At 71.2% G+C, this 25,212-nt stretch carries 26 protein-coding genes and 1 pseudogene; 10 read left to right on the forward strand and 17 right to left on the reverse strand.

The genetic code is table 11. The annotated features are described in order from the left end of the window. Positions 1 to 20: 20 nt before the first annotated feature. Positions 21 to 758, reverse strand: a complete 738-nt coding sequence (locus tag OTB19_RS24620) for a hypothetical protein (protein WP_267800563.1) — start codon at positions 756 to 758, stop codon at positions 21 to 23. Between the two features lie 177 nt (positions 759 to 935). Further along, the gene (locus OTB19_RS24625; protein ID WP_267800564.1) at positions 936 to 2,210 is read right to left on the reverse strand and encodes a serine hydrolase domain-containing protein; all 1,275 of its coding nucleotides are present in this window, start codon (positions 2,208 to 2,210) and stop codon (positions 936 to 938) included. Positions 2,211 to 2,982: 772 nt separating this feature from the next. Between OTB19_RS24625 and OTB19_RS24630 the strand changes: the two genes are divergently transcribed. After that, positions 2,983 to 3,426, forward strand: a complete 444-nt coding sequence (locus OTB19_RS24630) for a hypothetical protein (RefSeq protein ID WP_267800565.1) — start codon at positions 2,983 to 2,985, stop codon at positions 3,424 to 3,426. A 157-nt stretch (positions 3,427 to 3,583) separates the two neighbouring features. Here the strand turns inward: OTB19_RS24630 and OTB19_RS24635 are convergent. Further along, positions 3,584 to 4,016, reverse strand: a pseudogene (locus OTB19_RS24635) (pyridoxamine 5'-phosphate oxidase family protein). Positions 4,017 to 4,480: 464 nt separating this feature from the next. Here OTB19_RS24635 and OTB19_RS24640 point away from each other — a divergent pair. The 4 genes from OTB19_RS24640 to OTB19_RS24655 are packed head-to-tail and all read left to right on the forward strand — an operon-like array spanning position 4,481 to position 6,857. Next, positions 4,481 to 4,996 carry an NUDIX hydrolase gene (locus OTB19_RS24640; RefSeq protein WP_267800566.1) on the forward strand — a complete coding sequence of 172 codons (516 nt, stop codon included), beginning with the start codon at positions 4,481 to 4,483 and terminating at the stop codon, positions 4,994 to 4,996. Then, on the forward strand, positions 4,993 to 5,523 hold the full coding sequence (locus tag OTB19_RS24645) for an NUDIX hydrolase (protein ID WP_267800567.1): 531 nt from the start codon (positions 4,993 to 4,995) through the stop codon (positions 5,521 to 5,523). The genes OTB19_RS24640 and OTB19_RS24645 overlap by 4 nt, the downstream gene beginning before the upstream one ends. Positions 5,524 to 5,539: 16 nt before the next feature. Further along, complete coding sequence (locus tag OTB19_RS24650) at positions 5,540 to 6,340, forward strand: methyltransferase domain-containing protein (RefSeq protein WP_267800602.1); 801 nt, start codon at positions 5,540 to 5,542, stop codon at positions 6,338 to 6,340. A gap of 19 nt (positions 6,341 to 6,359) precedes the next feature. Next, on the forward strand, positions 6,360 to 6,857 hold the full coding sequence (locus tag OTB19_RS24655) for a hypothetical protein (protein WP_267800569.1): 498 nt from the start codon (positions 6,360 to 6,362) through the stop codon (positions 6,855 to 6,857). Between the two features lie 141 nt (positions 6,858 to 6,998). On the opposite strand, the gene OTB19_RS24660 is transcribed toward OTB19_RS24655, so the two are convergent. Continuing rightward, on the reverse strand, positions 6,999 to 7,796 hold the full coding sequence (locus OTB19_RS24660; RefSeq protein ID WP_267800571.1) for a CAP domain-containing protein: 798 nt from the start codon (positions 7,794 to 7,796) through the stop codon (positions 6,999 to 7,001). A 739-nt stretch (positions 7,797 to 8,535) separates the two neighbouring features. Between OTB19_RS24660 and OTB19_RS24665 the strand changes: the two genes are divergently transcribed. After that, positions 8,536 to 9,303: an NPP1 family protein gene (locus OTB19_RS24665; RefSeq protein WP_267800572.1), complete on the forward strand. Its 768-nt coding sequence runs from the start codon at positions 8,536 to 8,538 to the stop codon at positions 9,301 to 9,303. A 148-nt stretch (positions 9,304 to 9,451) separates the two neighbouring features. On the opposite strand, the gene OTB19_RS24670 is transcribed toward OTB19_RS24665, so the two are convergent. From OTB19_RS24670 to OTB19_RS24690, 5 genes are all read right to left on the reverse strand, one after another. After that, a complete protein-coding gene (locus tag OTB19_RS24670; protein WP_267800573.1) occupies positions 9,452 to 10,183 on the reverse strand; it encodes an AAA family ATPase in 732 nt (243 codons plus the stop codon). A 302-nt stretch (positions 10,184 to 10,485) separates the two neighbouring features. After that, positions 10,486 to 11,514 carry a hemolysin family protein gene (locus OTB19_RS24675; protein WP_267800574.1) on the reverse strand — a complete coding sequence of 343 codons (1,029 nt, stop codon included), beginning with the start codon at positions 11,512 to 11,514 and terminating at the stop codon, positions 10,486 to 10,488. Then, positions 11,511 to 12,842 carry a hemolysin family protein gene (locus OTB19_RS24680; protein WP_267800575.1) on the reverse strand — a complete coding sequence of 444 codons (1,332 nt, stop codon included), beginning with the start codon at positions 12,840 to 12,842 and terminating at the stop codon, positions 11,511 to 11,513. Before OTB19_RS24680 ends, OTB19_RS24675 begins: the two co-directional genes overlap by 4 nt. 312 nt (positions 12,843 to 13,154) lie before the next feature. Further along, positions 13,155 to 13,520 carry an antibiotic biosynthesis monooxygenase family protein gene (locus OTB19_RS24685; protein ID WP_267800576.1) on the reverse strand — a complete coding sequence of 122 codons (366 nt, stop codon included), beginning with the start codon at positions 13,518 to 13,520 and terminating at the stop codon, positions 13,155 to 13,157. Positions 13,521 to 13,629: 109 nt separating this feature from the next. Then, positions 13,630 to 14,337 carry a TetR/AcrR family transcriptional regulator gene (locus tag OTB19_RS24690; RefSeq protein WP_267800577.1) on the reverse strand — a complete coding sequence of 236 codons (708 nt, stop codon included), beginning with the start codon at positions 14,335 to 14,337 and terminating at the stop codon, positions 13,630 to 13,632. Between the two features lie 136 nt (positions 14,338 to 14,473). On the opposite strand from OTB19_RS24690, the gene OTB19_RS24695 reads away from it, so the two are divergent. From OTB19_RS24695 to OTB19_RS24705, 3 genes are all read left to right on the forward strand, one after another. Continuing rightward, entirely contained in the window at positions 14,474 to 15,694 is a 1,221-nt protein-coding gene (locus tag OTB19_RS24695; RefSeq protein ID WP_267800578.1) for a saccharopine dehydrogenase family protein, read from the forward strand. Positions 15,695 to 15,838: 144 nt separating this feature from the next. After that, positions 15,839 to 16,360: a hypothetical protein gene (locus OTB19_RS24700; RefSeq protein ID WP_267800579.1), complete on the forward strand. Its 522-nt coding sequence runs from the start codon at positions 15,839 to 15,841 to the stop codon at positions 16,358 to 16,360. Between the two features lie 117 nt (positions 16,361 to 16,477). Further along, positions 16,478 to 17,389 carry a SigB/SigF/SigG family RNA polymerase sigma factor gene (locus OTB19_RS24705; RefSeq protein ID WP_267799194.1) on the forward strand — a complete coding sequence of 304 codons (912 nt, stop codon included), beginning with the start codon at positions 16,478 to 16,480 and terminating at the stop codon, positions 17,387 to 17,389. A 154-nt stretch (positions 17,390 to 17,543) separates the two neighbouring features. Here the strand turns inward: OTB19_RS24705 and thpR are convergent, their stop codons facing one another. Together thpR and OTB19_RS24715 are read right to left on the reverse strand one after the other, a co-directional pair. Continuing rightward, positions 17,544 to 18,086 carry an RNA 2',3'-cyclic phosphodiesterase gene (gene thpR, locus OTB19_RS24710; protein WP_420716901.1) on the reverse strand — a complete coding sequence of 181 codons (543 nt, stop codon included), beginning with the start codon at positions 18,084 to 18,086 and terminating at the stop codon, positions 17,544 to 17,546. Positions 18,087 to 18,169: 83 nt separating this feature from the next. Continuing rightward, positions 18,170 to 19,579: an alpha/beta hydrolase family protein gene (locus OTB19_RS24715; RefSeq protein WP_267800581.1), complete on the reverse strand. Its 1,410-nt coding sequence runs from the start codon at positions 19,577 to 19,579 to the stop codon at positions 18,170 to 18,172. Positions 19,580 to 20,162: 583 nt separating this feature from the next. On the opposite strand from OTB19_RS24715, the gene OTB19_RS24720 reads away from it, so the two are divergent. After that, a complete protein-coding gene (locus OTB19_RS24720; protein ID WP_267800582.1) occupies positions 20,163 to 20,585 on the forward strand; it encodes a subtilase-type protease inhibitor in 423 nt (140 codons plus the stop codon). Between the two features lie 91 nt (positions 20,586 to 20,676). Here the strand turns inward: OTB19_RS24720 and OTB19_RS24725 are convergent, their stop codons facing one another. The 6 genes from OTB19_RS24725 to OTB19_RS24750 all read right to left on the reverse strand — a co-directional run bounded on the left by OTB19_RS24725 (position 20,677) and on the right by OTB19_RS24750 (position 25,016). Further along, positions 20,677 to 21,024, reverse strand: coding sequence for a VOC family protein (locus tag OTB19_RS24725; protein WP_267800583.1), 348 nt, complete (start codon positions 21,022 to 21,024; stop codon positions 20,677 to 20,679). Between the two features lie 30 nt (positions 21,025 to 21,054). Beyond that, positions 21,055 to 21,297 (reverse strand): hypothetical protein, encoded by a 243-nt coding sequence (locus OTB19_RS24730; RefSeq protein ID WP_267800584.1) that lies wholly within the window; start codon positions 21,295 to 21,297, stop codon positions 21,055 to 21,057. Between the two features lie 67 nt (positions 21,298 to 21,364). Further along, positions 21,365 to 21,733 carry a VOC family protein gene (locus OTB19_RS24735; protein WP_267800585.1) on the reverse strand — a complete coding sequence of 123 codons (369 nt, stop codon included), beginning with the start codon at positions 21,731 to 21,733 and terminating at the stop codon, positions 21,365 to 21,367. A 283-nt stretch (positions 21,734 to 22,016) separates the two neighbouring features. Continuing rightward, the gene (locus tag OTB19_RS24740; RefSeq protein WP_267800586.1) at positions 22,017 to 22,430 is read right to left on the reverse strand and encodes a rodlin; all 414 of its coding nucleotides are present in this window, start codon (positions 22,428 to 22,430) and stop codon (positions 22,017 to 22,019) included. A 165-nt stretch (positions 22,431 to 22,595) separates the two neighbouring features. Further along, on the reverse strand, positions 22,596 to 23,201 hold the full coding sequence (locus OTB19_RS24745) for a GOLPH3/VPS74 family protein (RefSeq protein ID WP_267800587.1): 606 nt from the start codon (positions 23,199 to 23,201) through the stop codon (positions 22,596 to 22,598). 186 nt (positions 23,202 to 23,387) lie between these two features. After that, positions 23,388 to 25,016 (reverse strand): alpha/beta hydrolase, encoded by a 1,629-nt coding sequence (locus OTB19_RS24750; protein WP_267800588.1) that lies wholly within the window; start codon positions 25,014 to 25,016, stop codon positions 23,388 to 23,390. Positions 25,017 to 25,212: the final 196 nt, after the last annotated feature.

Here is a 25,212-nt window from a genome sequence, read left to right on the forward strand (position 1 = left end):
ACGTCACGAGGTACGCCGCCTCAGGAGACGGCGTACCACTGGCTGCCCCAGCCGGTGTTGATCGTGCTGGTGGATTGCTCGGCGAGGTTCAAGGTGGCCGGGAGCGAGGTCTGTCCCGTCAAGACGGTGCTGTAGCGGAGGTTCGGCGGGGTCAGGCCCGCGTTCACCGAGATCCCGGCCCCCGTCGACTTGAGGGTGAGGGCGTTGGTGGCCCAGTTCCCGTTGAGGAGCAGCGCCACGAAGTAGGTGCCGGGTTCGGCGGTGAAGGGCTTGGACAGGGGCAGCGGCTTGGCTATCGCGTCGGTCATGAGCTGCGGCGAGATGTCCGCGGTCGACGCGCGCAGGGTCCCCCGGGCGTCGTAGACACCGAGGTGGCACTCGGAGAGCCGGGCGTTCGGGTCGATGCCGGCCAACCCCAGCCAGATGTTGGACCATGCCGTCCGCTCGCGCAGCACGATCCGCACCAGCGTGACCCGTCCGGCCACGCCCGCGACGGACTGCGCCGTCACGTGCCCCGCGTCGTTGGGGTCACCGGTCCAGGCCAGCAGATTCTGGTCCTGCGGCCGGGGCCCCTCGTACCCGCCGGCGCCGCCCGGCGCGGTGGACGCCACCGGAGGGGGAGTGGCGGCGCCGCTCCCGCTCCCGCTCCCGCGAGGACTCTCGCCCGGGTTCCCGCCGGGCGAGGTGCAACCGGCCAGGACGAGCAACGCCGTGAGCGCGGCGAGGCCGGTCGAGACGGCGATGGTACGCGTGCGCATGGTCCCCCCATGAGGTGCTGATGTGCCGAAGTGCCATGGTCACACGCCCCCCTTCGCCCCCGCGCGGCCCCCGGCCCCGCCGGTAGGATGCGGCCGGGTGGAGGCGGGCGCCCCAGCCCCCCTGCCCCCTGCCCCTTGCCACCTGTCACGCTCGCAGCCGCCGTGCCCGAACCACGCCTACCGTGCCGAGGTCGTGCCGGGGCCGCCGCTGTTCGGTGTGCTCGGTGTGGTCGGCCCGCTCGGCGTGCTCGGGTTCGGGGTCGCCGACGGTTGGGCCGGCGGGACGGGCCAGACGTGGTCGGGCGTCACGATGGAGGTGACCGCGTTCCCGATCATCGAGGACAGGCTCTTGCCCTTGTAGTCGATGTCCGTGTTGACCAGCACCACGAGGGTCGCGTCCTCGGCCGGGAGCTGCGCGGCGATGGACTCGTAGCCGGGCAACTCCCCGTTGTGGCCGAGCCAGCCGTTGAAATCGAGGATGCCGAGACCGTACGAGGCCCCGGCGACGCCGACCGATCGGGTCTTCAACCGCTCGGCCTGCGTTTCCTTGGTGAGGAGTGTGCCGTCCGCCAACGCCGGAGCCCAGGTGTGCAGGTCGTCGAGATCGGAGATGACCCCACCGGCGGCCCAGGCCCAGGAGGGATTCCAGTTCGTGGCGTCGGCGACGCTCCCGTTGGGCGTGAAGTCCGTGTACCCGTGGGCGTGCGGGTCGGGGACGGCACTGTCGTCGGGCAGCGAGGTGTCGTTCAACTTCAACGGGGTGAAGACGTGTTCCTTGAGGTAGTCGCCGAGGTTCTGCCCACTGACCTTCTCGATCATCATTCCGAGCAGCACGGTGTTCGTGTTGCTGTACTGCCACTTGGTGCCGGGGGCGAAGTCCGGCGGCTGTCTGAAGGCGATGTCCAGGAGCCCGCGCGGGGTGTAGGTCCGATGCGGGTCGGCGCGCAGTTGCGCCAACCACGCCTTGTCCTCGGTGTAGTTGAAGAGGCCGCTGCGCATCCCCGCCAGCTGGCGCAGGGTGATGGAGTCGCCGCCGGGGACACCGGTGACGTACCGGGAGATCGGGTCGTCGAGTCCGACCTTGCCCGCGTCGACCAGTTGGAGGACGCCTGTGATGGTGAACGTCTTCGTGATGCTTCCGATCCTCGTGTAGAGGTCGGACTTCATGGGAGTCCCGGTCTTCTTGTCCGCGACACCGAAGGACTTCTCGTAGGTGCCGCGCCGGGGGATCCACAGACCGACGTTGAGACCCGGTACATCGGCCTCGTCCATGATCTTCGTGATCGCCGCGTCCAGTTTCCGTACGGTGGCGGGATCGAGGTCCTGCCGCGCGGAGGCGACCGCCCGGTCGGGGGCGGTGCCCGCGCAGAGGGCGGCGAGCAGGACGGCCGCCACGGCGGGTATGGCGGCCCGGGTGGACCGTCGAACATGCGCCGGGCGATACCTGCCCATGGTCGTTCACCTCTGGTCCGGGTCGATCGGACAAGCGTTTCCCGAGCCCCCGACGGTGTCTCCCCCCATGGTAGGAGCGCCCGCCCTGCCACGCGCGATGTCGAAGCGGCCACCGGACCGGCCGAACTCCTCCGCGTGTCCTCGGCGCTCGTTCACCGTCGGGCCCTTCGGAACTCGGGCCGCTTGCGGGTCACCGCCTCCGGGGCACTGCCGCCGGGTCACGTCCGGCGGCCTGCGGTCCCCGGGACCGGACCACGTCGTTCCGGCCGCTGAGCCGTCGCCGGCAGGAGCAGCGGGCCCGCCGTCTCCCTGGCGGCCACCGTCACCGTCCTGATCCGCCACGGCCCGGGTCGTCACCCGGACGCCGGCACCGCCCACGCCGGGTTCCCCGATGCGGTGACTTCCGACGCGGTGATCTCCGACGCGGTGACCGGTTCCGCGAACGAGAGGACCGGCGGGCCCTCAGGGGGGCTCCCTTCCATTCGGTGCTACACCACACCCTTGCGGGTGACGGTTCGGAATGGTGTGCGGATGTGTGCGGGGTGGGCGTGCGAGGTTCTCTCCCGGACAGGGCCGTGGCCCGCCCCGTGTACGGAGACTTCGGCCTCCCGGTACGGGGCGGGGGGCGGTGGCGCGCGGATCGGGCGTCGATCGCTCCTGTCCACGAACGCCCGGCCTTCGTGTCATCGGAGGCGGGTTCGCACTCACCGGAAGGATGCACATGAGGAAGCTCGCTTGGGCTGCACGCAGTGTCGCGGCAGTATCGGGGGCCATGCTCCTGGGAGCGCTGGCAGTGCCGTCCGCGGTCGCCGACGGCCCGGAATCCAAGGGCGCCCCCGCCTCGGCCGACAGCCACAAGTGTCAGACGGACCGTGACGTCAGCTCGGCCGTGGTCGACTACTCCAGCAGTGGTCTGTTCGAGACCGTGTTCCGCGCGGCGACCGACCGCCAGGGCCACGCGTTCCTCAACGACAGCCGCAACCCCGGTGTCTGGATCAACCTCGGTCTGCTCGACGGCGCCCCGAAGTGCACGCGCGGCACCGCCGTCTCGGTCACGGAGGAGGACCCCGGCCACCTCTTCATCACCCTGCTGGGCAGCAACGGGAAGCTGCACCAGGCCCGCTGCGTCACCAACAGCACGACGCCGTTCACGCCCGCGACCCTCCCCACGGCGTGCGCCCCCGGCTTCACGACCCTCCCCGGCACGCCCGTTTAACCACTCCGCCCGGTCCTGCCCGTCAGTGCACCGGACCTGAGTGGATGCCCGTCGTCACGGCCGGCCGCACCACGCGGTCGGCCGTGACGCACGTCCGGACGTTGCCGCCCCTCTCCACCCTCTGCCGTTCTTCCGTTCTGCCGTTCCTCCGGCGCGGTCAGACCGTGCCGAGGTCCGAGCTCACCCACCGCTGCGGACGCATGTGGAAGACGAGCTGCTCACCGTGGTCCTTCCAGGCGAAGTCGACGTAGCCGTCGACCCTTCTCCGCCGGCAGGTACCGTGAGGCGAGCTCCACCAGCTGGTCTCGTTGGGCCGGCGCCGTCGAGATGACCGGGCCCTCGACCGAAACATACCGGATCGTCGGCTTCAGGCGGTCCACCATCAGCGTGAACCGGCCTGCGGAACCGATCAGTTCGGCCTTGCGGGAGTCCCGGCCGGTCATGATCCAGAGGTCGCCGCCGGGAGCGTACTGGTACCAGATCGGGACGGTCAGCGGGGCACGCTCACCGTCCGCGCCCGCGCTCACGGCGAAGGCGGCGACATGGGGCTCGGCGAGGAACTGCTCACGCTCGGTACGGGACAGGGCCACGGCACACTCCTTCAGCGGGGGAGACCTTCGACGGGAGGAATCTGCCCCGCTTCGTCCGTATTCCCCGCTTGTCACCCGCATGGCGCAGGGGCACGTCGCCCCGCGGTTCGGGTGGGGCGGATCGGTGTACCCTCCGTTCGCAAACGAAGACCCCGGAACCTCCCGTCGAGCCGCGGAAGACGGGCGCTGGGTGCCAGGGTCGATGCGTTCACGACTGCGACGCAATGCCCCCAACGGGTGTCACCGCGCATGTTCCACCCGGTCGTGTGAAGCCCTGAGGCCTTCGCCCCGGCAATACGGGGAATCGCCCGGCGCTCGCAGACACGTTCGATCGATTCGCCCTCGGGGAACCGTGTCGGTGGCACCACCGCGCCTGTTGTTCGAGCACCGTACGGTTTCGTGTCCACCTTGGAGGAGTCTTGCTTCCACCGCGGTCTTGTTCCGCCGAGATGCGGAGGGCGCCGGTGGACCGGACCCGCCTCAACATCGTCGGCGTGCACCTCTACCTGGAGCGGGACGCCAAGGTGCTCCTGGGCCTGCGCCACCCGGATTCGGCGTTCGCCGGTTCGACCCACCACTTCCTGGCCGGCCACTGCGAGGACGAGCCGGCGACCGCCTGCATCGTGCGCGAGGCATGGGAAGAAGGCGGATTGCGGATCCGACCCGAGGACCTCGAACTGGTCCACGTCGTCCACGTCCTGGACGAAGGCGGCGACGGACGCCCGCGCATGCAACTCGTCTTTCGCGCCGACGCGTGGGCAGGGGACCTGGAGGTCCGGGAGCCGGACAAGTGCGTCAGCTGGGACTGGTGGCCCCTCGACGCCCTGCCCGAGCCCATCGTGCCGTACACCCGGGCCGCGATCGAGGGGATCCGGGCGGGCCGCCCCTACACCGAGCAGTGGCCGGCCGCCGGATCGGCCCCGGGGGAGCCGGTCCGGCGCCCGTCCTCGGCGGCGGTCGGCCCGGGCGGCGCGCGGTGAGCGGGGGAGCGAGGTACAAACTGACGGTCGACGCGCACCTGCTGCTGCGCCGCGACGGCGTGCGGGGGCCGGAGGTCCTGCTGTCGCGGCGGGCCGGGGCGGTGTACGCGGCCGGGATGTGGCACCTGCCCTCCGGGCACCTGGACGGTCCGCACGAGGATCTCGTCGAGGCGGTGATCCGGGAGGGACGCGAGGAAACGGGCGTCCTCATCGATCGGGGGGACGTGTCGCACGCGGTGACCGTGCACCACCGCTCCCCGTTCGGCGGTGCGCGGATCGGTGTGTTCTTCGAGGTACGGCGCTGGACGGGCGAACCCCGCATCACGGAGCCGCACTTGTGCGACGCCATGGCCTGGCACCACGTGGACGACCTCCCGGAACCGATGGTCGCCTACTGCCGGGCCGGTCTCGAAGCCCACCGCGCGGGCCACCCGTTCGCGCTCCACTTCCAGCAGCCCGGCGATTCGATCGCCCACCTCACGGAGGCGCCGGACCGGACGGAACCGATGACCGGCCCGTACCACTGACCGGCCGTGCCTCCGCCTGTACCGCCCCCGCGAGCGGCTTACCCCACCCGAAGGCGTGCGGAGCCCGCGCGCGCTGGACGTCGCGTGCGGTACGGGCGAGGTCGGCCGCCTGCTCGACACCCTCGGCTACCGCGTCGACGCCGTGGACTTCGCCGCGGCCGCCGTCGACCACGCCGCCGCCTCCCCGCCGACCGTGTCCTTCCACCGGCTCGACATCACCGCCGGCTACCTCGCCCCCCTCGCCCCCGCCGGCGGGTACGCACTCATCACCCTGCGCCGGGCCCTGGCCCTCCTGCCCGACCGCACCCGGGTCCTGGCGCAACTGGCCGCCCTCCTGGCCCCCGGCGGGAGGCTGTGCGTCATCACCCCGCACGCCGAACACCACCCCCAGACGCTTCGCACCATCTGCCTGGACGGCAGCGAGATCGCCATGGTCTCGACCGGCTGGCACCACATCGAGCGTCTCGACACGGACGGTACGACCACGCTCCTGCTGACCGGAGCGCCCACGACGGACGTCATCCATCGGGAGAAGGGGCGGCCCGACCCGGCGGCCACGGCGGGTGTCGCGGTCGTCCTCACCAACCCGCGCGGAGAGGTCCTCCTCGGCTGGAACCAAGACCGGGCACGTGGACCATCGCCTTCCGGAAGCGCGACGGACTGCTGGTCTCCACCGCTGTCGACGCGTGCGCCTCCGCCCCCGTGCGGAGCGCCGGGCGATGGCAGGACGCCTCGATCCCGATCGGGAACACCGGCTACGGGATCCGCTGGGAGGACACCGCTCCCGCCCCGCTCGACGGCCTCGACCGCGCCCTGACCGACACCCGTGTCGAACTGTGGACTCCGGGATCACCGTCCGGGGCGACGCCTCGGAGGCCGGCCTCCAGGTGTGGCTTGCCTCCACCCTGCCCGGGTTCTGCCGCCTGACCGGCGATCGCGCCCAGGCCGGTCCGCTCCACCTCCCCGAGGACACGGACGCGGCGGCCCTCGTCACCGACGGCTCGCCGGCCCACCTCGTCCAACGTCGCGCCGACGAGGGGACCACCGGCACTCCCCGACGGGAGTTCGGAGTCCACGCCTTCGGTCCGGACGCCAAAGCGGCCGCGGACACCCTGGCCACGTCCCTCCTCGCCTGGGACCGCGCGTACCGCGACGGACCCGGGCCGGTACTGACCGTCCACCCGCGCGCCACCCACACCCCGGCACCCGACCAGGGCCCGGTCACCGAGAAGAGGAACACGGTGTGGACATGGCACTGGCCCACGGCCCACCGAAGCGAGCGCCCCGCTCGAGGCGACCGTGTGACGGACGGACGGGCCCACCCCGCCGGATGAGTACGAGAGCACGCGACTCCGCGCACGCCCGCCCGGTCGTGACACGCCGGAGGCGGGGGCGACCGTGTCAGGTCGCCCCCGCCTCGGCCCGATGCCGCGGGGCCGCGCGCCCGGGACTCACCGATCCCGGATGCCGGCTGGTCAGCGCGCGGCGCCGAAGTCCTGCGTCCAGTACGAGTTCGGCTCGGCGAGGCCGACGCCGATCTCCTTGAACGCGCAGTTGAGGATGTTCTCCCGGTGTCCGGGGCTGTTCATCCAGCCGTTCATGACCTGCTCGGGCGTGCTGTAGCCGTAGGCGACGTTCTCGCCGTAGGTCATCCAGCTGTAGCCGGCGCGGGTGATGCGCGCGCCCGGGTCCGAGCCGTCGGAGCCGGTGTGCGACATGTTGGAGTTCGCGGCCATGTCCTTGCTGTGGTTCAACGCGGCGGTCGTCAACTTCGCATTGACGGTGAGCGCGGAGCAGCCGGCCTTGGCGCGCTCCTGGTTGACGAGGGCCACCACCTCGGCGGCCGGACCGGAGGACGGCGCGGTCGGGCTGGTCGGCTCCGTCGTGGCGACGGGGGCCGGCGGGGTGACCGGAGACGGCTGCGACGGCCTCTCGGGCTTCGTCGCCGTGGGGGGCTTCTTCGCGCCGGTCGACGGCTTCGTCTTGTGCGTACGGTGCGTGGCCGGGGTGGTCGGCGTGGAGGGCGCCGACGGTTCGATCGTCGCGATCGGAGTGCTCGTGTCGCCCGCCAGGTTCTGGAGCGACGCGTCGGGGGTGGGGGCACTGGTGGTGGGGACACTGTGGGAGGGGCGCACGTGCCGGCCGGTGGCGGTTGCCGCACCCGACTCCTGGGTGTCCAGGCACGCCATGGCGGCGGTGGGTATGCCCACGATGCCCAGGGTGACGGCGGCGATCGATATTTTCTTGTAGTGCGTCCTCTTACGGTGCTTCATGCGTGACCTCACTTGGTTTCTGCGAAGCGTCCTGCGCCTGAGCTGCTGGAGCGCCGGGCGGGCCGCCATTCTTAGAAGCCCCGTACAGGGCTGGCAAGTCTCGGCGTCGGCTCGCACGCCGGCGCCGATCACCGGGCTTGAAAAGGATGCGCAGTCGTGCTGCCCGGCCGGTCCACGCGATGCGCGAGACGGGTGACGTCTCATCAGAATCCCGCCAGACAGGGCCGATCGCCCCCTCCCGTCTCACCTGCCGATTCGCCCATTTCGGTGGAGAGGGGAATGTCGATCCCCAACGGACAAATGTCGATATGTCCGGGAGGTGGTAGCGGACGTAATGGTTCCGTGATCTCTCTGCGCCCCGTGACTCATGTCACTGTTTCGAGCGGAACCACGCGCCGTTCGGCGGCCGCACGCCACGCCCGCGCCCGTGCGCGTCGGTCCGGTCGCCGGATCGGCGGAGACGACTTTCGGGCCAGGTCCGCTCCGGCGTCGACGGCTGTCCCATGGGTCGAGGGTCGCCGACGTCCGGCCGGTCGCCCGTGCGGCAGGCCGGACGTCGGCACGGGGCGGTCCCAACTCGCCCTGTGTATCGACGTGTTGCGTGCCCCGGTGGGCGGTGAACACCTGTTGTCGGGACCCTTGCTGTGCCGTCGAGGTTCGCCAATGATGCTCCCGGCGCGCCGACCGACAGGGTCGGGAGCCACGCGCCACTCCCGAACCGAACGGCCGGAGGCCTGTTGTGCGGACCAGTCATCACATTCGGAGATCATCCGTCGTCGTCGGCACCGCCCTCGCGCTGGTCCTCGCCGTCGCCCAGACGGCCTTCGCGGCTCCGCCCCCGGCACTCCCCACCAACGCCGAGGCCGTCGAGCTGACCTTCCAGCCGGCCTTCGACTACGACACGGACGGCTGCTACCCGACACCCGCCATAGGGCCGACCGGAGTCCTGAACGGCGGCCTCAACCCCAGCGGCGCCCTCAACGGCAACTGCCGCGACGCCTCGGACCTCGCCAACACCAACAGCTACTCCCGCGCCAAGTGCAACAACGGGTGGTGCGCCGTGGTGTACGCGCTGTACTTCGAGAAGGACCAGGCCATACCCGGCATCGGGCTCGGCGGTCACCGTCACGACTGGGAACACGTCGTGGTGTGGATCCAGAACGACGAGGCGAAGTACGTGGCGACCTCGGCCCACGGCGACTTCAACCTCCACACGCGCGACCAGATCCGCTGGGACGGCACCCACGCCAAGGTCGTCTACCACAAGGACGGCGTGGGAACCCACTGCTTCCGCGCCGCGAACACGAACGACGAGCCGCCCGAGAACCACCGCGGCACCTGGCAGTTCCCCGCGCTCGTCGGCTGGTCGGGCTACCCGGCGACGCTGCGGGACAAGCTCAGCCAGGCCGACTTCGGCAGCGCGCACTTCGGCTTGAAGGACGACTCCTTCGCGTCCCACCTCGCGAAGGCCAAGCCGGCGGGCATCCCCTTCGACCCGTACCAGTAGACGCGCCGGGGGACGCCCGGCGACGAAAGCCGCAACAGGCTCGGCGATGCGGGCCGGCGCAGGCTCGGCGGCTCGGCGGCGGCAAGGGCCGCAACAGGCCCGACGAGGAACGCCGCGCCGTCCCGGCCGCCCCCCGACCTTCACGGCCTCACGGCCGCGGTGACGACACGGGGCGCCGCGCGGCCTCCACGGGCACGCCCGCCGGGCTGTTGTGGGCCGGCGCGGTGCGGCCGAAGTCGACGGAGGTGAAGCGCCCGCGCAACGCGCGGTCGAGGACCACCAACGACGCGGCTCCGGCCAACCCGCGCGGGACCGGCACGGGCCCGCCCGGCCTCGGCGGCAGCCGCCGGGGCACCTCCAGCCCCAGGAACAGCCGCTCCAACCGTCGATGGTGCCGGGCGAAGACCCGCGCCGGCGCCCACCGGCCGCGGGCCTCCTGGCCCGCGAGCGCGTCGGCGGCGGACACGGCCAGCATCACCACGTGGAGTTCACGGCCGTCCCGCGCCGCCGACCGCGCCAGCCAGCGGCGGATCCAGGGCCGGCTCTCGCAGTCGTGGACCAGCAGCGGCCTGCCCGTGCCGAGGGCCTCGTGCAGTCGCCGTACGTACTCGACCCGGGCCCACGGCCGGTACACGGCGTAGGGCAGGCGGGCCGGCACCCGGGCCCGGCAGGCCTCGCGGACGTCACGGGGATCGACCGTGAGCGTGCCGGGGGACCAGTTGCGCAACAGGGTGCTCTTGCCGCTGCCCGGCAGACCCGATATGACCACCACCGCACCCGGGGGATAGGACAGGCGGTCCGCTCCCACGTCACGCCCCCGCAGGTCCACCAGACCGCGCGGCCGCAATGCCGCCGCGTCCGCCTGTTCCATGCCGCTCATGTGGGCCCGCCCCTCGCTCCGTACGACGCCCCCGTCGGCCCGCGGGTCGACGGCGGGCAGGGACTCTGTCCACGAGGTCGCGCGGTCGCCTTCGGTCGACGGAGCCGTGGAAGTACGACGGAGCCGTGGAAGAACGTCAGGACGGGGATTCACCGGCAGACGCTACCCCGGTGCGGAATCGGACCCGCCGGGGGGATCGACAAGCAGAGATGCGCCTCGCGGGCCGCCCCGTCGTGACGGAACGGCCCGCGAGGCGCATCTGCCGCCGGCCGACGCCACGAGGCGCCGGCCGACGGGCTGCGTCAGGCGTCGCCTTCGTGCGTGGCCGCGCCGACGAGTTCCTCCAAGAGGTCCTCCATGGTGACGAAGCCGAGGACCTCGCCCTCGCCACCGGTGACGGCGGCCAGGTGGGTGCCGGCGTCCCGCATGGCCGTCATCGTGTCGTCCATCGGGGTACCGAGGGAGACCTTGACGATCGGGTGCAGCGCCCCGCGGGGGAATGGCGCCGCGCGGTCGAGCGCCGCGAGGGCGTCCTTGATGTGGAGGTAGCCGAGGATCGCCCCGCCGGGGCCGGTGACGGGCAGGCGGGAGTAGCCGTACTCGGCCGCGATGCGCTCCAGCCCGCGAGGGGTGATCTCGTGCCCCACGGTGACCGTGTCGCCGAGCGGCACCATCACCTCGCCGACGGCTCGCCTTCCGAGTTCGAGGGCGTCGCGGAGGCGTTCTCCGTCCTCGGGGTCGATGAGTCCGGCGGCGCTGGAGTCCTTGATCAGCCGGGCGAGCTCGTCGTCGTTGAACACGGAGGCGATCTCGTCCTTCGGCTCGACCTTGAGCAGCCGCAGCAGTGTGTTGGCGAAGGCGTTGATGCCGAAGACGAACGGACGGAGCGCCCGGGTGAGGGTGACGAGGGGCGGCCCGAGCAGGAGCGCGGTCGGCGCGGGCGCGGCGAGCGCGATGTTCTTGGGGACCATCTCGCCGATCAACATGTGCAGGTACGTCGCCGCGGTCAGCGCGATGACGAACGCGATCGGGTGGATCAGACCCTCGGGGATGCCGATGGCCTCGAAGGGCGGTTCCAGCAGGTGCGCGATGGCGGGCTCGGCAACCGCACCCAGGACCAGCGACGAGACCGTGATGCCGAGCTGGGCGGTGGCCATCATCGCCGAGAGGTGTTCGAGCGCCCACAGGGTGCTCTTCGCCCGCCGGTCGCCCTTGAGCGCCGCCGGTTCGATCTGACTGCGGCGCACCGAGATCAGCGCGAACTCGGCGCCGACGAAGAAGGCGTTGGTGACGAGGGTGAACGCGCCGATCAACAGCTGGATCGCGGTCATCGGCTCTGCTCCTGGTCAACGACGGAATCGGCGGGCGCGAGGATCGAAACCCGGTCGGCCCGGTGATGGTCTATGTCGAGGACGGCCAGCTCCCAGCCGTCCAACCTGACGATGTCCCCCTCGACGGGGATGCGCTCCAACACGGAGGCGAGGAGGCCGGCGACCGTCTCGTAGGGACCCTCGGGGACGTCGAAGCCGATCTCCTCCAGCTCGTCGACACGGATGCCGCCGTCCACCTCCCAGGTGCGTCGGCCGTCCTCGTCCGGTCCCTCGATGAGCGCGGGGACCTCGACGGGGTCGTGCTCGTCGCGAACCTCGCCGACGACCTCCTCGACGATGTCCTCGACCGTCGCGACGCCCGCGGTGCCGCCGTACTCGTCGATGATCACGGCCATGGTGCGGGCCTTGCGCAGCCGTCCCAGGAGCGTGTCGACCGGCAGGGAGTGCGGCACCAGCAATGCGGAGGTCATCAGGTCGGTGACCGGGGTGCTGCCGCGCTCGTCCTCGTCCAGGGCCAACACGTCACGGATGTGGAGCGTGCCGATGACCTCGTCCAGCGTGTCGCGGTAGACGGGGAAGCGGGAGATGCCGGTGGCCAGGGTCAGCCGCGCGGCGTCGGTGGCCGTCGCGCGGGCTTCCAGTGCCCGGACGTCCACGCGCGGGGTCATCACGTTCTCCGCGGTCAGCTCGGCCAGGTGCAGGGTCTTGACGAACAGCTCTGCCGAGTCGGCCTCGATCGCGCCCGCCCGGGCGGAGTGCTGGACCAGGGCGACCAGTTCCTCCGGGGTGCGGGCGGAAGCCAGCTCCTCGGCGGGCTCCAGGCCGAAGCGCCGCACGAGACGGTTCGCGGCGTTGTTCAGGTGCCGGATGAGCGGGGCGAACGCGGCGGTGAACGCCCGCTGGGGTCCGGCGACGACCTTCGCGACGGCGAGCGGGCGGGCGATCGCCCAGTTCTTCGGTACGAGTTCGCCGACCACCATCAACACCACCGTCGACAGGGCCACGCCCAACAGGGTCGCGGTGGTCGACACGGCGCCGGCGGGCAGGCCGGCCGCTTCGAGGGGCCCCCGCAGCAGCGCGGAGACGGCCGGCTCGGCCAGCATGCCGATGACCAGCGAGGTCACAGTGATGCCCAGCTGGGCGCCGGAGAGCTGGAAGGTGAGGCGCTTGGCGGCTTTCAAGGCGTTTTCGGCGCCGCGCTCGCCCGCCGCGACGGCGCGGTCGAGCTCACTGCGCTCGACGGTGGTGAGCGAGAACTCGGCGGCGACGAACACCGCGCACGCCAGCGTCAGCGCGAGGGCCAGGAGCAGCAGCAGGACCTGGGTCACCGTGCCACCCCCGCTCCCGGGCTGAGAATCCGCGGGCAGGACGTGGCACGGCTCGGACTGGGAGGTTCACCCATCGCGGGTCTGCTGCTCCTTCTTCTTCATCGGTCTTCAACGGGGCGTGCTCGGGCTTCATCGGGGGTCATGCGGTCGGACTGCTCGCGGTGATCGCCGGCGAGCCCACCCGGCGGGGACACCCAGCCCCCATGGTAAAGGATCAGCAAAGGGGTCGGTCCGGGTGTCCGCGCCCATGCTTCTACAGCTTTGTAGAAAACGCGAGGGGTGATCGCCACGATCGGACGGGCGATCGCCGGATCATGCCTCGACGTGCCCGCCAGGGGTCGGCTCGTCCTTGCGGTGGGAGGAGGTCACGCGGAACAGTCGCGGCTGGATGTCGGTCGCGAGGGCGGACGCCGCCTTCATGTGGGCGCGGGCCTCGGGGTCGGCCAGCACCGCGTGATAGTGCTCCTCGGACTCCCACTGGGCGTAGTTGATCACGCGTCGCCCGTCCTGGCTGGCGTGGAAGGTGGCGCTGACGAAGCCCGGACGGTGCTTCATCGTCTCCTCGGTGGCGCGCGCCAGCAGGTCGGTCAGCTCCTGCTGGCGCTCGGGGGCGACCGTGAAGACGTTGATCAGCGTCGTCACGGGACGGGTCGAGTCGATGTTCGCGATAACGGTCATGGGGCCAATCTTCCGTGCGGGGAGCCGTTGTTGCCTCCCGTCGCGCGCGTTTCCCCGATCGAATGCCGCGGCGGTCCGCCGGTGGTCGGTGCTCCGCGTGGCGCCGGCGTCACCGTCCACCTGCGGCCAGCCGCGCCGCCGCGCTCTCCAGCAGCATCTCCAGCGCGACCGGATACGCGCTGTCCGCCATCCGTGCCGCCAGCAGCCCCGCCGTGGCAGCGATGTGCGGGTAACGGTCCGCGGGCAGGGCCGCGTACGTCGTCTCCCACATCGCCTCGTCCGCCGACCGGTCCTCCTCGGCCAGCGCCAGGGCCCCGGCGTCCAGCGCGGAGAAGGCCAGGCTCTGGTCGATGAACGCGTGATAGATCCGCACGGCCGCCGGATCCTCGAAACCGGCCGTCCGCAGGACTCCCAGCACCGCCTCGTCCGCGGCGATCTCCCGGGGCCGTCCGCTCACCCGGCTCGCGGTCAGCACCGCCGCCTGCGGATGTGCCAGGTACGCACGGTGGATCCGCAGCCCCAGCTCGCGCAGGTCGGCCCGCCAGTCCCCGCCGGCGACCCAGCCGTCCAGCGCCCGCCCGATCAGCTCCTCGCCGATCGCCCGGGTCAGCTCGTCCATGCCCGTGAAGTACCGGTACAACGTGCTCGGATCGGCGCCGAGCGCCGCCCCCAACCTGCGCGCGCTCAGCCCCGCGCTGCCGTGCTCACGCAGCATCCGCAGCGCCGTCTCCACGATCAGCCGCTCTGACAACACCGTTCCCGTGCGCGTCGGACGCCGTCGCCTGCGCCCCTCCTCGGGCACCACCTGCTTGGCCACGATCGACTCCTCCTCCACCCATGCGCACCCTTACGCCAACACCATTGACGTTACCTCGGCGGCGCGGGTTTGATCCCCCGAGGGAAGGCCTTGATGCCGTCCTCCACCCCTCCCCACCCGCAAGAAGGGTCTGACCATGCGCGTCCTCCTGATGGGTGCCGGCGGCGTCGGCACCGCGATCTCCCGGATCGCCGCCCGCCGCACGTTCCTCACCCACGTCACCGTCGCCGACTACGACCTCTCCCGCGCCGAGGCGGCCGTCGCCGCCCTCGACCCGGCCGAGACCCGTTTCGACGCCGTCCGGGCCAATGCCTCCGACGAGGCCGCCGTGACCGCCCTGCTCTCCTCCGGCGGCTACGACGTCCTGCTCAACGCCACCGATCCGCGGTTCGTGATGCCCCTGTTCCGGGCAGCCCTCGGCGCCGGCACGCACTACCTGGACATGGCCATGTCCCTGTCGTACCCGGACCCGGACCGCCCCTACGAGCGGTGCGGCGTACGCCTCGGTGACGCCCAGTTCGAGCTGGCCGACGCGTGGCGCACGGCGGACCGTCTCGCCCTGGTCGGCATGGGCGTCGAACCCGGCCTGTCGGACGTCTTCGCCCGCCACGCCGCGGACGAGCTCTTCGACGAGATCGAGGAACTCGGGGTCCGCGACGGCGCGAACCTCACCGTCGACGGATACGAGTTCGCCCCCTCCTTCAACATCTGGACCACCATCGAGGAATGCCTCAACCCGCCCGTGGTGTACGAGGAGGGGCGCGGCTGGTTCACCACCGAACCGTTCAGCGAGGCCGAGGTCTTCGACTTCCCCGAGGGCATCGGGCCCGTGGAGTGCGTCAACGTCGAGCACGAGGAGGTGCTGCTGATGCCCCGGTGGCTCAAGGCCCGGCGGGTCACCTTCAAGTACGGCCTGGGCGAGGACTTCATCGGCAAGCTCAAGACCCTCCACGCGCTGGGCCTGGACAGCACCGAACCGGTGACCGTGCCCGGCCCGGACGGCCCCGTCCGCGTCTCCCCCCGGGACGTGGTCGCCGCCTGCCTGCCCGACCCGGCGACCCTCGGTGACCGCATGTCCGGCAAGACCTGCGCCGGCACCTGGGTGAAGGGCACCAGGAACGGCGCCCCGCGCGAGGTGTACCTCTACCACGTCGTCGACAACGAGTGGTCCATGGGCGAGTACGGCTGCCAGGCCGTGGTCTGGCAGACGGCCGTCAACCCCGTCGTGGCCCTGGAACTCCTCGCCTCGGGCGTCTGGAAGGGCGCCGGCGTCCTGGGCCCGGAGGCCCTGCCCGCCCGCCCCTTCCTGGACCTGCTCACCGCCTACGGATCCCCGTGGGGCATGCGCGAGCAGTGACGGGCCGGATCGCGCACCGCACGCCGACCCTCCGCGGCCCGCCGGCCGCCACGCACCAGCCGCCACACCTCTTCGCATGGGCGCACCGGCCATGGGCACACGAGGCTCAAAGTCGTTGCCGTACAAGAGGGTTGGGGGAGACGCGTGAGAGCGTTGAACAAGTGGTTGGCCACACACCTGTGGGCCCAGGCGTTGTTCATGGTCGCGATCGGTGCGGGGGTGATCCTGCTCCTCAGCCCCGGACGGTCCCCGATGGAGGCCGTCGTACGTGCCGCGGTGGGTGCCGTGGGGGCGCTGGGCGTCCTGTTCCTCGCCCGCCGCCGCGAGCGCCGTGCGGCCGGGGGCGTCTCCAACGAGGAGTACGCGTCGCTGGACGACCGACTGCGCCACGGCGAGGTCCCCGAATCGGCCGACGAACGGGCTGACATGGGGCGCCTGGTCCAGGAGAGGCTGCGGGCGACCCGGCACCGTCGTGTGGCGCTGGCGTTCCTGGCCCTGATGTTCACGGCCATCGTGGTCCTGGTGGGGTTCACGGCCGGTGGCCTTCAGACCGTGGTCTTCGCGGTCTTCGCGGCGGGCTTCCTGGGCTGGATGGCATGGACCGCCACTCGGCAGCACCGCGTTCTGCGGAAGATGGCGGCCACCCTCGACGTCCGGCCCCGGTGACGGGGAGCCGCAGGCCCGTCTTCCCCTCGAAAGAAAAAGCGCGAGTGCGGGGTGTGAGAACGCGTCGCATGGGAAGACGGGCCCTGCAAGTCATCCGTCCAGGGGAGGAACGGTTCCATGTCCCACGCCGCCGCAGTTGTCAGCCCCGCTCTCGATGTGCAGGTCGTGCCGCCTGTCGGGTCGGTGGTCGAGGGTTCCGGTTCGTCGGTGTTGCCGCGGATCGATGACGCGCGTGCGGTGGCGCCTTCGGACGCGCGGGAGTTGTCGCGTCTGTTCCTGGTGCGGTTGCGGTCGTTGGAGGAGGGGACGCGCGAGTACCAGTACGCGCGGAACACGTTGATCGAGATGAACATCTCGTTGGTGAACTTCGCGGCCCGGCGTTTTCGGGGGCGTGCCACCGGGGGTGGTGGGATCGAGTTGGACGACATCATCCAGGTCGGGACGATCGGTCTGATCAAGGCGATCGACCGGTTCGATCCGGAGCGTGAGGTGGAGTTCTCCACGTTGGCGTTGCCGTTCATCACGGGGGAGATCAAGCGGTTCTTCCGTGACACGACGTGGGCGGTGCATGTGCCGCGTCGGTTGCAGGAGCTGCGGACGGAGCTGGCCAAGAGCCAGGAGGCGTTGACGGAGGTGTTCGGTCGGGCGCCGACGGTTCGGGAGCTGGCCGAGCATCTGGAGTTGTCGGAGGAGCAGGTCGTCGAGGGCATGGTGGCGGCCAACGGTTACACGAGCGGGTCGATCGACGAGTCGACGTCCTCGGGGAGCCGGCCGTCCGCGCAGCCGCGTTCGTTGGCCGACACCGTGGGTGACGTGGATCCCGCGATGGAGCTGTTCGAGGACTTCCACACGTTGGCTCCGCTCCTGAAGGACCTGGCGCCGCGGGATCGGCAGATCCTGTCGATGCGGTTCGGGCAGGAGAAGACCCAGGCCGAGATCGGCGCCGAACTCGGCATCTCCCAGATGCAGGTCTCCCGCCTCCTGACCCGCACCCTCACCCGCCTGCGCACCGGAATGCTCGCCGGCTAAAGAGCCCGCGACACACACCCATCCGACCGCGGTCGAGCTCCGAATCACGCCGTGAGGGGCTCTTGGAACCGGCCCCCACCTCCACCGTCGGGGCGCGGCGCGACCCGCGCCCCGACGGCACCCCGCATCGGCCGAGAACGTCGCCCGGGACCGGTCAGTGCCCGTCGAAGCTCCACGACTCGATGTCGCGGTAGTGGATCGCCCCCGGGCCGCGCCCGATGTTGCTGCCCACCAGGTGAAGGCGTTCCGTCTGCCAGGGACGACCGGTGAACCCGGCGAGTTCGGCGGCCACCTTCACGACGCTGGAGGGGTCGTCGCGGCGGGATCGGGCCAGCGTCAGATGAGGCCGCAACGGCCGCTCCTCGAAGTCCACGCCGCACTCCCGGGCCAGGGCGCGCACCTCGGTGGCGAGTCCGTGCAGCCCCTCCAGGTCCCCCTCGATCCCGCTCCACAGCACCCGCTCGTCGAAGTGCCCGCCGCCGCGCATGGCCAGGCGCAGGGGTCGACGCACAGCGGCCAACGCGGCGAGCGGCGGCCGCAGCAGCGGCACGGTCGAGGCCGGTAGCTCCCCGAGGAACGCCAAGGTGATGTGCCAGTCCTCGATGCGGTTCCACCGCATGCGCGGGTACGCCTCGTAGGCGGGCCGCAGTTCCCGCGCCAGCTCGTCCTTCGCCTCGTCGGGCGGGGCGAGCGCCATGAACACGCGGACGGTCGAGCCCTGAGTCTGTTCCTTCACGTAGGAATTGGTACCACCGGCCACCCGGCCGGTCGGGGGCGGGGTCAGTTGCCCGACAGGGTGTCCTGGAGCCAGTCGAAGACGACCTCGCAGTGCAGCTGTGGGGCCATGGGGGAGCAGTGGAGCTGCGCGCCCTCCGCGGCGGTCAGCTTCAGGTAGTCCTTGGGCGAGGTGAGCTTGTCGTACATCTGGCGCGGCTGGCCGGGGTAGAACTGCTCGTCGTCGTAGTCCAGGACCAGGGTCGGTGCCTTGATCCGGCTGACGACCGAGGTGATCGCCAGTGCCTGGATGCGGGTCGCGGGGGTGTAGAAGTCGGTGAACAGCTTGCCCTGCCGGGCTTGGAGCATCGCCGGGATCGAAAAGGGCTCGAAGCGCTTCTTCATCACGGCGGCGGCGTCCGGAGGGAGCTCGGGAACGACCTTCTTGTTCCAGATGTCGTTCGTCTCCTCCTTGTCGCCCGTGAGGATCTCCCGGATCTCGGGCGGGAAACCCAGCCACGGTTCGACACAGCCCGGCATGGCCACGAGCGCGGCGATCCGGTGCTCGAAGGCCGCCGCCCGGGGAGCGAGATCGCCCGCCATGCTCAGACCGGTCAGAGCGATCTTGCCGGGGTCCACGTTGGGGCGGGCGGACAGCCAGTCGACGAGCGGGGTGACGACCTTCTCCCAGGTGGGGGTGAACACCACCCGGTCGACGAAGAGCAGTTGTCCCTGCCCCGGCCCGTCGTAGACGAGTGCGTTCCAACCGCGTGCGAGCGCGGCCGGTACTCCGTAGGTCCACATGTCGACGTTCTGCCCGTCGCTCCCGTTGGTGAGGATCACGGTGGGGCGGGGAGCGTTCGACTCGTCGGGGCGGAAGAACCACACCGGCAGCGGCGTCGTGCCGTACGGGACCGAGGCCTTGACCGGGGCGGGCTCGCACCGGTCGCAGAAGGCGTCCCAGGCACCGCGTCCCGACGTGTACAGCTGCTCCTCGGACCCCGGATCCTTCGAACCGAGGACGAAGAACAGCGCCTGCCCGTAGTACTGGGCGGCGCGCAAGGCCCGGAACCGCTTGGTCTGGTCGTCCGCCGGAGCGCCCGGCGGCGGTTTCAGGAGCTTGTCGCCGAGCTTGCGGAACGTGTCGACGTACGTCTGCGCGGAGAGGCCGGCCTGGTTGATCGCGTTCACGGCGGTGAGGACCTCGCCGACCTCACTGGCCCCGGCCCCGGCGGCACCCAGCGCGAGGAGACCGTTGAAGTTGTACGCCGGGTCCTTGAAGAGCGTCATCGCACCGGGAGTGGGGTCCTCCGCGGCCGGGCGGGGCGAGGCGGAGCCGCTGAACGTGGCCGCCGGAGCGCCGCTCTCGCCCCCCGGAGCGCAGCCCGCGGCGAGCGCCGCCCCCGCCCCCGCGCCGGCGACGAGGAGGGCACGGCGAGTGGGACCGGACTCGTGGTGGGGTGGTGCGTACGTCATACCAGCGGAACGTAGCCCCGACGCGGCGGGGCGACATCTCGTCCTGCCTCCGAACGGCCCACACCCCGCCGTCCACGGCGATCCCGTCGGCCGATGTCGTGGCTGGTCACAGCCGTGTGCTCGCCCTGGGACCGGATATCGCCCGGAGGGGTGCAGGGGGTGGACACCCGGGGCGGCGAGAAGGGGCGCCCACGTGGGCCGCACGACGCCCTGACCGCCCGCCCCACGCCCTGCCCGGCCGCGCCCCGACGAGGAGTCGCGGGCCCGGCCGGGTGTTCGGATCGTCCCGATCCGGCCAAGCTGAATGACCGTCCGATGAACCGCGCGCGGCCGGCAGCAGGTCAGAAGCCTCAGGACGGCACGTCATGCCCATGGTCACCCCGTGTTGACGCACCACTACGGAGCGCGCACATCCCCCCTGAGCTGCCCGAACGGTCATTCGGTCTCCGGTATTCGAACGGTGTGTCCGTAAAGCGGCCATCGATGTGCAATGGCCCTTCAGATCAGACAGGGTTGACCTCATCGAAGCGCGATAGTGCAAATAATCGTCGTGCTCAACCTTTGAATCGAAAGTGAGCTAGTCGTGCGTCACCGCTTCGCTGCTGTCTCTGCCGCTGCCCTCCTCAGCCTTGCCGGCGCCGCCGGCGCGGCAGAGGCGCAGCCCGCGAGCCTGTACGCCCCGTCCGCCATGGTCTTCACCCTCGCCCAGGGAGACGACTCCGCGGCGACCGTCGTCCGGGCGGCCACCCTCAGCTGCGCACCGAGCGCGCAGGGCACGCACCCCGACCCCAAGGCCGCCTGTACGGCCCTCAAAGCCACCGGTGGCTCCTTCGACCGCCTGCTGGCCGCCCCCAACCCCGGTCGTGCGTGTCCGATGAACTACGACCCGGTCACCGTCACCGCGGACGGCGTGTGGCAGGGCAGTCGCGTCGCCTGGAAGCACACCTTCTCCAACGCCTGCGTCATGTCCGCGACCCTGAACGGGAACGCCGTCTTCGCGTTCTGACCCGACCCCGGCGGGCGGGCCTCGAAACGGGAGGCCCCTCGCCGCATCCGGCCCGAGGCGCCCGCAGGCTCCACCGAGAAACCTTCGGGCGTCAGAGGTGGCCGAGCACGTTGACGACCCGGCCGTTGGGATCGCGGACCATGAAGCGCCGCACTCCCCACTCCTCGTCCTGCAAGGGGTGGACGATCTCGGCGCCCTGCTCCAGCACGGCCGCGTGGACCGCGTCCACGTCGTCCACCTCGATGCTCATGTCGGGGTTGACCGGCGCGGTCTTGTCGGCGCTCATGAAGCTGATCTGCGCCGTCGGACTGGACGGCGAGGCGAGCGTCATGATCCAACCGTGGTTCATCACCTCCTCGAAGCCCAACAGGCCGTAGAACTCACGGCTTTCCTGCGCGGCATCGGAAACGATGTTCGGCACGACACGGTGTACGGCCATCGACTGCTCCACAGTGAGTACGAAGGGGTGTCAGAGATCCGGAACGGCTTCGGTCGGCGAGGCGTCCGCGGGGGTGGCGGGTCGGGCGAGGCGGGAGCCGAGACGCGACCGCATCTCGACCGCCGCGCCGCGGACATCGGCGTCCTGCCGGTCGTCGTCGAGGAAGCCGAGGAGGACCATCAGGGCCCGGGCCTCGTCCTCGCTGATCAGCTTGAGCCGTTGGCCGGTGACGCCGTCGAGCAGGATGTCGAGAAGTTCGAGAGTGTCGTCCATGCAGGAAACAACGCCGCCCGGACCCGCCGCGTCACCACCCGAGGCCTGACGGGGTGACGCCCCCTCGTCAGCCACGGCTCGTGTCGATGACACAGAAACGGTTGCCGTCGGGGTCGGCGAGAACGACGAAGTCGGGGTCGGCGGGGTAGAGGTCCCAGTCGACCCGCTCGGCGCCCAGGGACACCAACCGGTCCACCTCGGCGGCCTGATCGGCCGCGTCCCGTGCGTACAGGTCCAGGTGGGTCCGCGGATGTTCCTGCGCCGGCGTCCGGCTCAGTCCGAGAGCGAGGGGAACCCCGACTCCCGACGCCGGTACCAGCACGACCCAGTCCTCCTTCACCGCGTCGCGCGGCACATAGGCCAGAGCCCGCGTCCAGAACGCGACCGCACGCCGTACGTCCGACACACCCAACACGACCGATCCGATGTTCAACATCCGCCGATTATCGCGCTGTTGCCGCCCTCGCGCTCCGGGGACACCGCATCGTGGCGTCCCGCCTCGCGGAAGAGCGACACGCACGCAGAGGAGCCTCCCACCCTTCGGGGTGGGAGGCTCCTCTGCGTGCGTGTCGATGGTCACCCCGCCCGAACAACCCCGCGCGCGGCGCGTGGTGCGCGCCGACAAACGAGGCGAAGCCGTGGGATCGGGATGGGTAAGCCGGGGCCTCGTGGGCACTCGCGCAGGCGTCGGGGGCCCCGGCCGGTGGGGGAGCGGTGCCTCAGCTGCCGGCCGACAGGTTGCCGGACAGGACCGGGATGTTGTCCAGGATGTGCGAGAGCGGCTCGTCGCCCTTGGCCTGGGTGGAGTTCTCGGTGCACTGCTGGTTCTGCGGGTTGGACAGGACGTTGACGTCCTGGACACCGACGTTGGCGAGCACGGCCACCAGCGACTGGGCGTTGACCTTGGCCGGCAGGCCGATGCAGGGCTTGTTCAGGGTGCCCTGGACGAGGCTGAGCTGCGGGCTCTGGTCGCCGGCGGTCTTCTGGTTGCCGTAGATCTGCGAGGCGCCGTTGCCGTTCACGGTGTTGACGCCGTTGTCGTTGCCGATGGCCATGGCCGGGGCGGCCACTGCGGCGCCCGCGCCGAGGATGGAGGCGGTGGCGGCGGCGGTGGCCATCATCTTCTTAATCATCATTGATCTCTCTGGTGCACGAGTGGACGGTGACAAGTGCCTTGATCAACGCGTGGACCCCGCACAGGTTTCGCCGGTTTCCCCGGTTCACCCGTTCAGCCGCAGATCTGCTCCTTCGACACCTCGGGCGGCCCCTCATCAGCCCGCCGCCGTGCCGAACTCCCGTCACGGGCCTCGCCAGAGGTTGGCGAAGGCCGAGTTCTCGATGGTCCGCCTCTGACGTACGGCCTCCAGCTCCATGACCGCGTCGTTGACGACCGCCAACACGGTCGTCACCGCTTCGTCGTCGAGGTTCGGCTCGTCCTCGGACTGCCCGCTCTCGATGCCCACGACCGAGGCGAGGGCGACGAGGACCGGCTCGGCGGCCTCCCACCGGCTCAAGGCCCGGCTCCGGGAAGGCGAATCGACCAGTTCCAGGCGGTCGGCGCCGAAGGGCGACAACCCCCCTCGCCGCGGGGCCAGTTGACCGTCCTTCTCCAGGGCGTCCTGGTAACTCCCGGAGAGGTCGCCGCCCCTGCGCCACAGCCACTCCTCGACCCGCTCGTGGGGCACCTGGCGAACGAGGTGCTCCGCCGCTTCGCCGAGGAGGCGGTCATCCGGCTGCGGGTCCCCCTCCGGCACGATCCGGTCGCCGTCCAGGACGACGGCCCCGGCGCCGAGGAGGTCGATCAGCTCGGCGCCCGCGAGCGCGAGCGACAGGTCGCCCTGTCCCACGGGCTGGTTCACCTGCCGCTCCATGGCCAGGAAGAACAGGTCTTTCGCTGTTGTCATGAACGGATCCCCTCGAAGTCTCGGCAGTGAGTCGCCGCCACCCGGCCGGCCCGATGCGCGGGAGCCTCGAAACAGGCTCCCGCGCGTGGAGTTCCAGTATGGCTCCTCACCCTTCCCGCGGGGGCGAGGACGGCGCGGGACGGGACGGCTTCGGGAACGGGCGAGCGCCGAGGAGGCCGGACCGGCTCAGCCCCTCCGCAACACCCCGCCGGCGGCGACGCCCGCGAGCGGGCGGGGCGAGGAGAAGGGCGGCGTGTCCGGGCGGCACGTCGTTCCGGGCGGCGGCAGGGCGCCGTCGACGAAGTACCGGCTCTCGTACGCGTTGACGCAACTGCTGGAGTTGTTGAACAGCGCGGTGTGCCCGTACCCGTCGTGGGTCAGCAGGCGGGCACGGCCCAGCTCCTTCGCCATGGCCTGAGCGTCCGAGTACGGCGTCGAGGGGTCGTACGTGGTGCCGACCACCAGCACGGGGTGCGCCGTGGGCCTGTCCCACGGGCCGGTGTGGCGGTTCGCGGAACGGGCCGGCCAGGTGGCACAGGGCTCCGCGGCCCAGGTCCAGTACCGTCCGGCGTCGCCCGCGCGGCCGGCGCTGTCCTCCTCCAGCGAGTGGTAGACGGCGGGGTCGCGCGGATTGGGGCTGTCGCCGCACCACACGGCGGCCGCCTGCTCGTCGCCCAGGTACGGATTCGGCTGCGCGACCGGCGGCGGGGGAGGGAACACCGGTTGCCCGGGCACGCGGCCCCGCCACAGCTCCTGGAGCCGACCGGCGAGGTCCGTCCACCCAGGGTGGACGATGTAGAGGCCGCTCACGACGTCCGCGATCGTCCTGGAGTACGTCCATTCGCCCACCGGACGCTCCCGGAGGCGCTTCGTGAGCCCGTCGAACTTCTCGCGGGTCGCCTTCGGGCTGCCGGCGGAGAAGGCGCAGCGGGCGGTCGTGGTGGAGCCGCAGAGGGTGAGGAAGCGGTCCAGCGTCGCCGCGGCGGTGCGGTCCGAGCCCATGCGCAGGAGCGTCGTGGAACGCGCCTCGCCCGGGGAGGCGTGGTTCGTCCAGGCCTGCGGGTCGATGTTGCTGTCGAGGACCATCGCGCGGACCTTGTCGGGGAACAGGTTGGCGTACGTGGCGCCCAGGAAGGTGCCGTAGGAGACCCCGAGGAAGTTGAGCTGCGGCTCGCCCGCCGCCCGGCGGAGCAGTTCGAGGTCCTGGGCGGTGTCCGCGGTCGACACGTGGCGCAGGAGTTCGGCATCGCGCTGTTGGCAGCGTTGCCCGAGATCCTTGTACGCGGCGATCCAGGACGCCCGCTGTGTCGCGCCCACCGGGAAGCCGACCGGTTTGCCCGAAGCCCAGGCGGCGGCCTTCTCGGGGCTGTCGAAGCAGTTCACCGCGGTGCTGTTGCCGATGCCGCGGGGGTCCCAGCTGACGATGTCGAACCGCTCCCGCAGCTCCTTCGGGAAAGCGCCGTAATTGGCCGGCATCTGGACCGTCCCGGGCCCGCCGGGGCCGCCGGGGTTGAAGAACAGGGTGCCGACGCGCCGACCCGGGTCGGTGGCCTTCCGCCGGACCACCGCCAGGTCGAGGGCGCGGCCGCGGGGTTCGTCGTGGTCCAGCGGCACCTTGAAGGCGGCGCAGTCGAAGGGGCTGCCGGGCACGCAGGGGTGCCAGTCCAGTCGCCCCCGGCCGGCCGTCGACGCGGACGCGGTCACCGACGGCGACGGCATGCCGTCGGCGGGGGCCAGTGGCGGCCCGAGGAAGAGCGTGGAGCCGACGGCGGTCACGGCGAGCGTCGCCGCGTAGTGCCGGGGACGGCCTCTCATGGATCCGGGTATGGGCATGCTCCGCCGTTCTCCTCCACCGTCGGGCGCCCCGCCGCAGCCGATGTGGTGGACATGGCGATCGCGGTACGCGTTCCTGCGCACCACGAGACGGTGGTCCGGCGGCGCGCGCGAGCCGGCCGCACCCGAACGAGGGGCCGACCGGTGGCCCACGACGGGCTCCGACCTGGCCGATCGA

It is taken from the genome of Streptomyces sp. H27-H5 (assembly GCF_026627505.1).
Classification (GTDB): Bacteria; Actinomycetota; Actinomycetes; order Streptomycetales; family Streptomycetaceae; genus Streptomyces.

Coding starts and splice junctions, on each gene's coding strand:
- OTB19_RS24695 (WP_267800578.1), top strand. CDS start 14,474: ATGCGCGTCCTCCTGATGGGTGCCGGCGGCGTCGGCACCGCGATCTCC.
- OTB19_RS24685 (WP_267800576.1), bottom strand. CDS start 13,520: ATGACCGTTATCGCGAACATCGACTCGACCCGTCCCGTGACGACGCTG.
- OTB19_RS24620 (WP_267800563.1), bottom strand. CDS start 758: ATGCGCACGCGTACCATCGCCGTCTCGACCGGCCTCGCCGCGCTCACG.
- OTB19_RS24725 (WP_267800583.1), bottom strand. CDS start 21,024: ATGGCCGTACACCGTGTCGTGCCGAACATCGTTTCCGATGCCGCGCAG.
- OTB19_RS24705 (WP_267799194.1), top strand. CDS start 16,478: ATGTCCCACGCCGCCGCAGTTGTCAGCCCCGCTCTCGATGTGCAGGTC.
- OTB19_RS24675 (WP_267800574.1), bottom strand. CDS start 11,514: ATGACCGCGATCCAGCTGTTGATCGGCGCGTTCACCCTCGTCACCAAC.
- OTB19_RS24660 (WP_267800571.1), bottom strand. CDS start 7,796: ATGAAGCACCGTAAGAGGACGCACTACAAGAAAATATCGATCGCCGCC.
- thpR (WP_420716901.1), bottom strand. CDS start 18,086: ATGGCGCTCGCCCCGCCCGACGAGGCGAAGGACGAGCTGGCGCGGGAA.
- OTB19_RS24630 (WP_267800565.1), top strand. CDS start 2,983: ATGCTCCTGGGAGCGCTGGCAGTGCCGTCCGCGGTCGCCGACGGCCCG.
- OTB19_RS24730 (WP_267800584.1), bottom strand. CDS start 21,297: ATGGACGACACTCTCGAACTTCTCGACATCCTGCTCGACGGCGTCACC.
- OTB19_RS24715 (WP_267800581.1), bottom strand. CDS start 19,579: ATGACGTACGCACCACCCCACCACGAGTCCGGTCCCACTCGCCGTGCC.
- OTB19_RS24750 (WP_267800588.1), bottom strand. CDS start 25,016: ATGAGAGGCCGTCCCCGGCACTACGCGGCGACGCTCGCCGTGACCGCC.
- OTB19_RS24740 (WP_267800586.1), bottom strand. CDS start 22,430: ATGATTAAGAAGATGATGGCCACCGCCGCCGCCACCGCCTCCATCCTC.
- OTB19_RS24745 (WP_267800587.1), bottom strand. CDS start 23,201: ATGACAACAGCGAAAGACCTGTTCTTCCTGGCCATGGAGCGGCAGGTG.
- OTB19_RS24670 (WP_267800573.1), bottom strand. CDS start 10,183: ATGAGCGGCATGGAACAGGCGGACGCGGCGGCATTGCGGCCGCGCGGT.
- OTB19_RS24735 (WP_267800585.1), bottom strand. CDS start 21,733: ATGTTGAACATCGGATCGGTCGTGTTGGGTGTGTCGGACGTACGGCGT.
- OTB19_RS24625 (WP_267800564.1), bottom strand. CDS start 2,210: ATGGGCAGGTATCGCCCGGCGCATGTTCGACGGTCCACCCGGGCCGCC.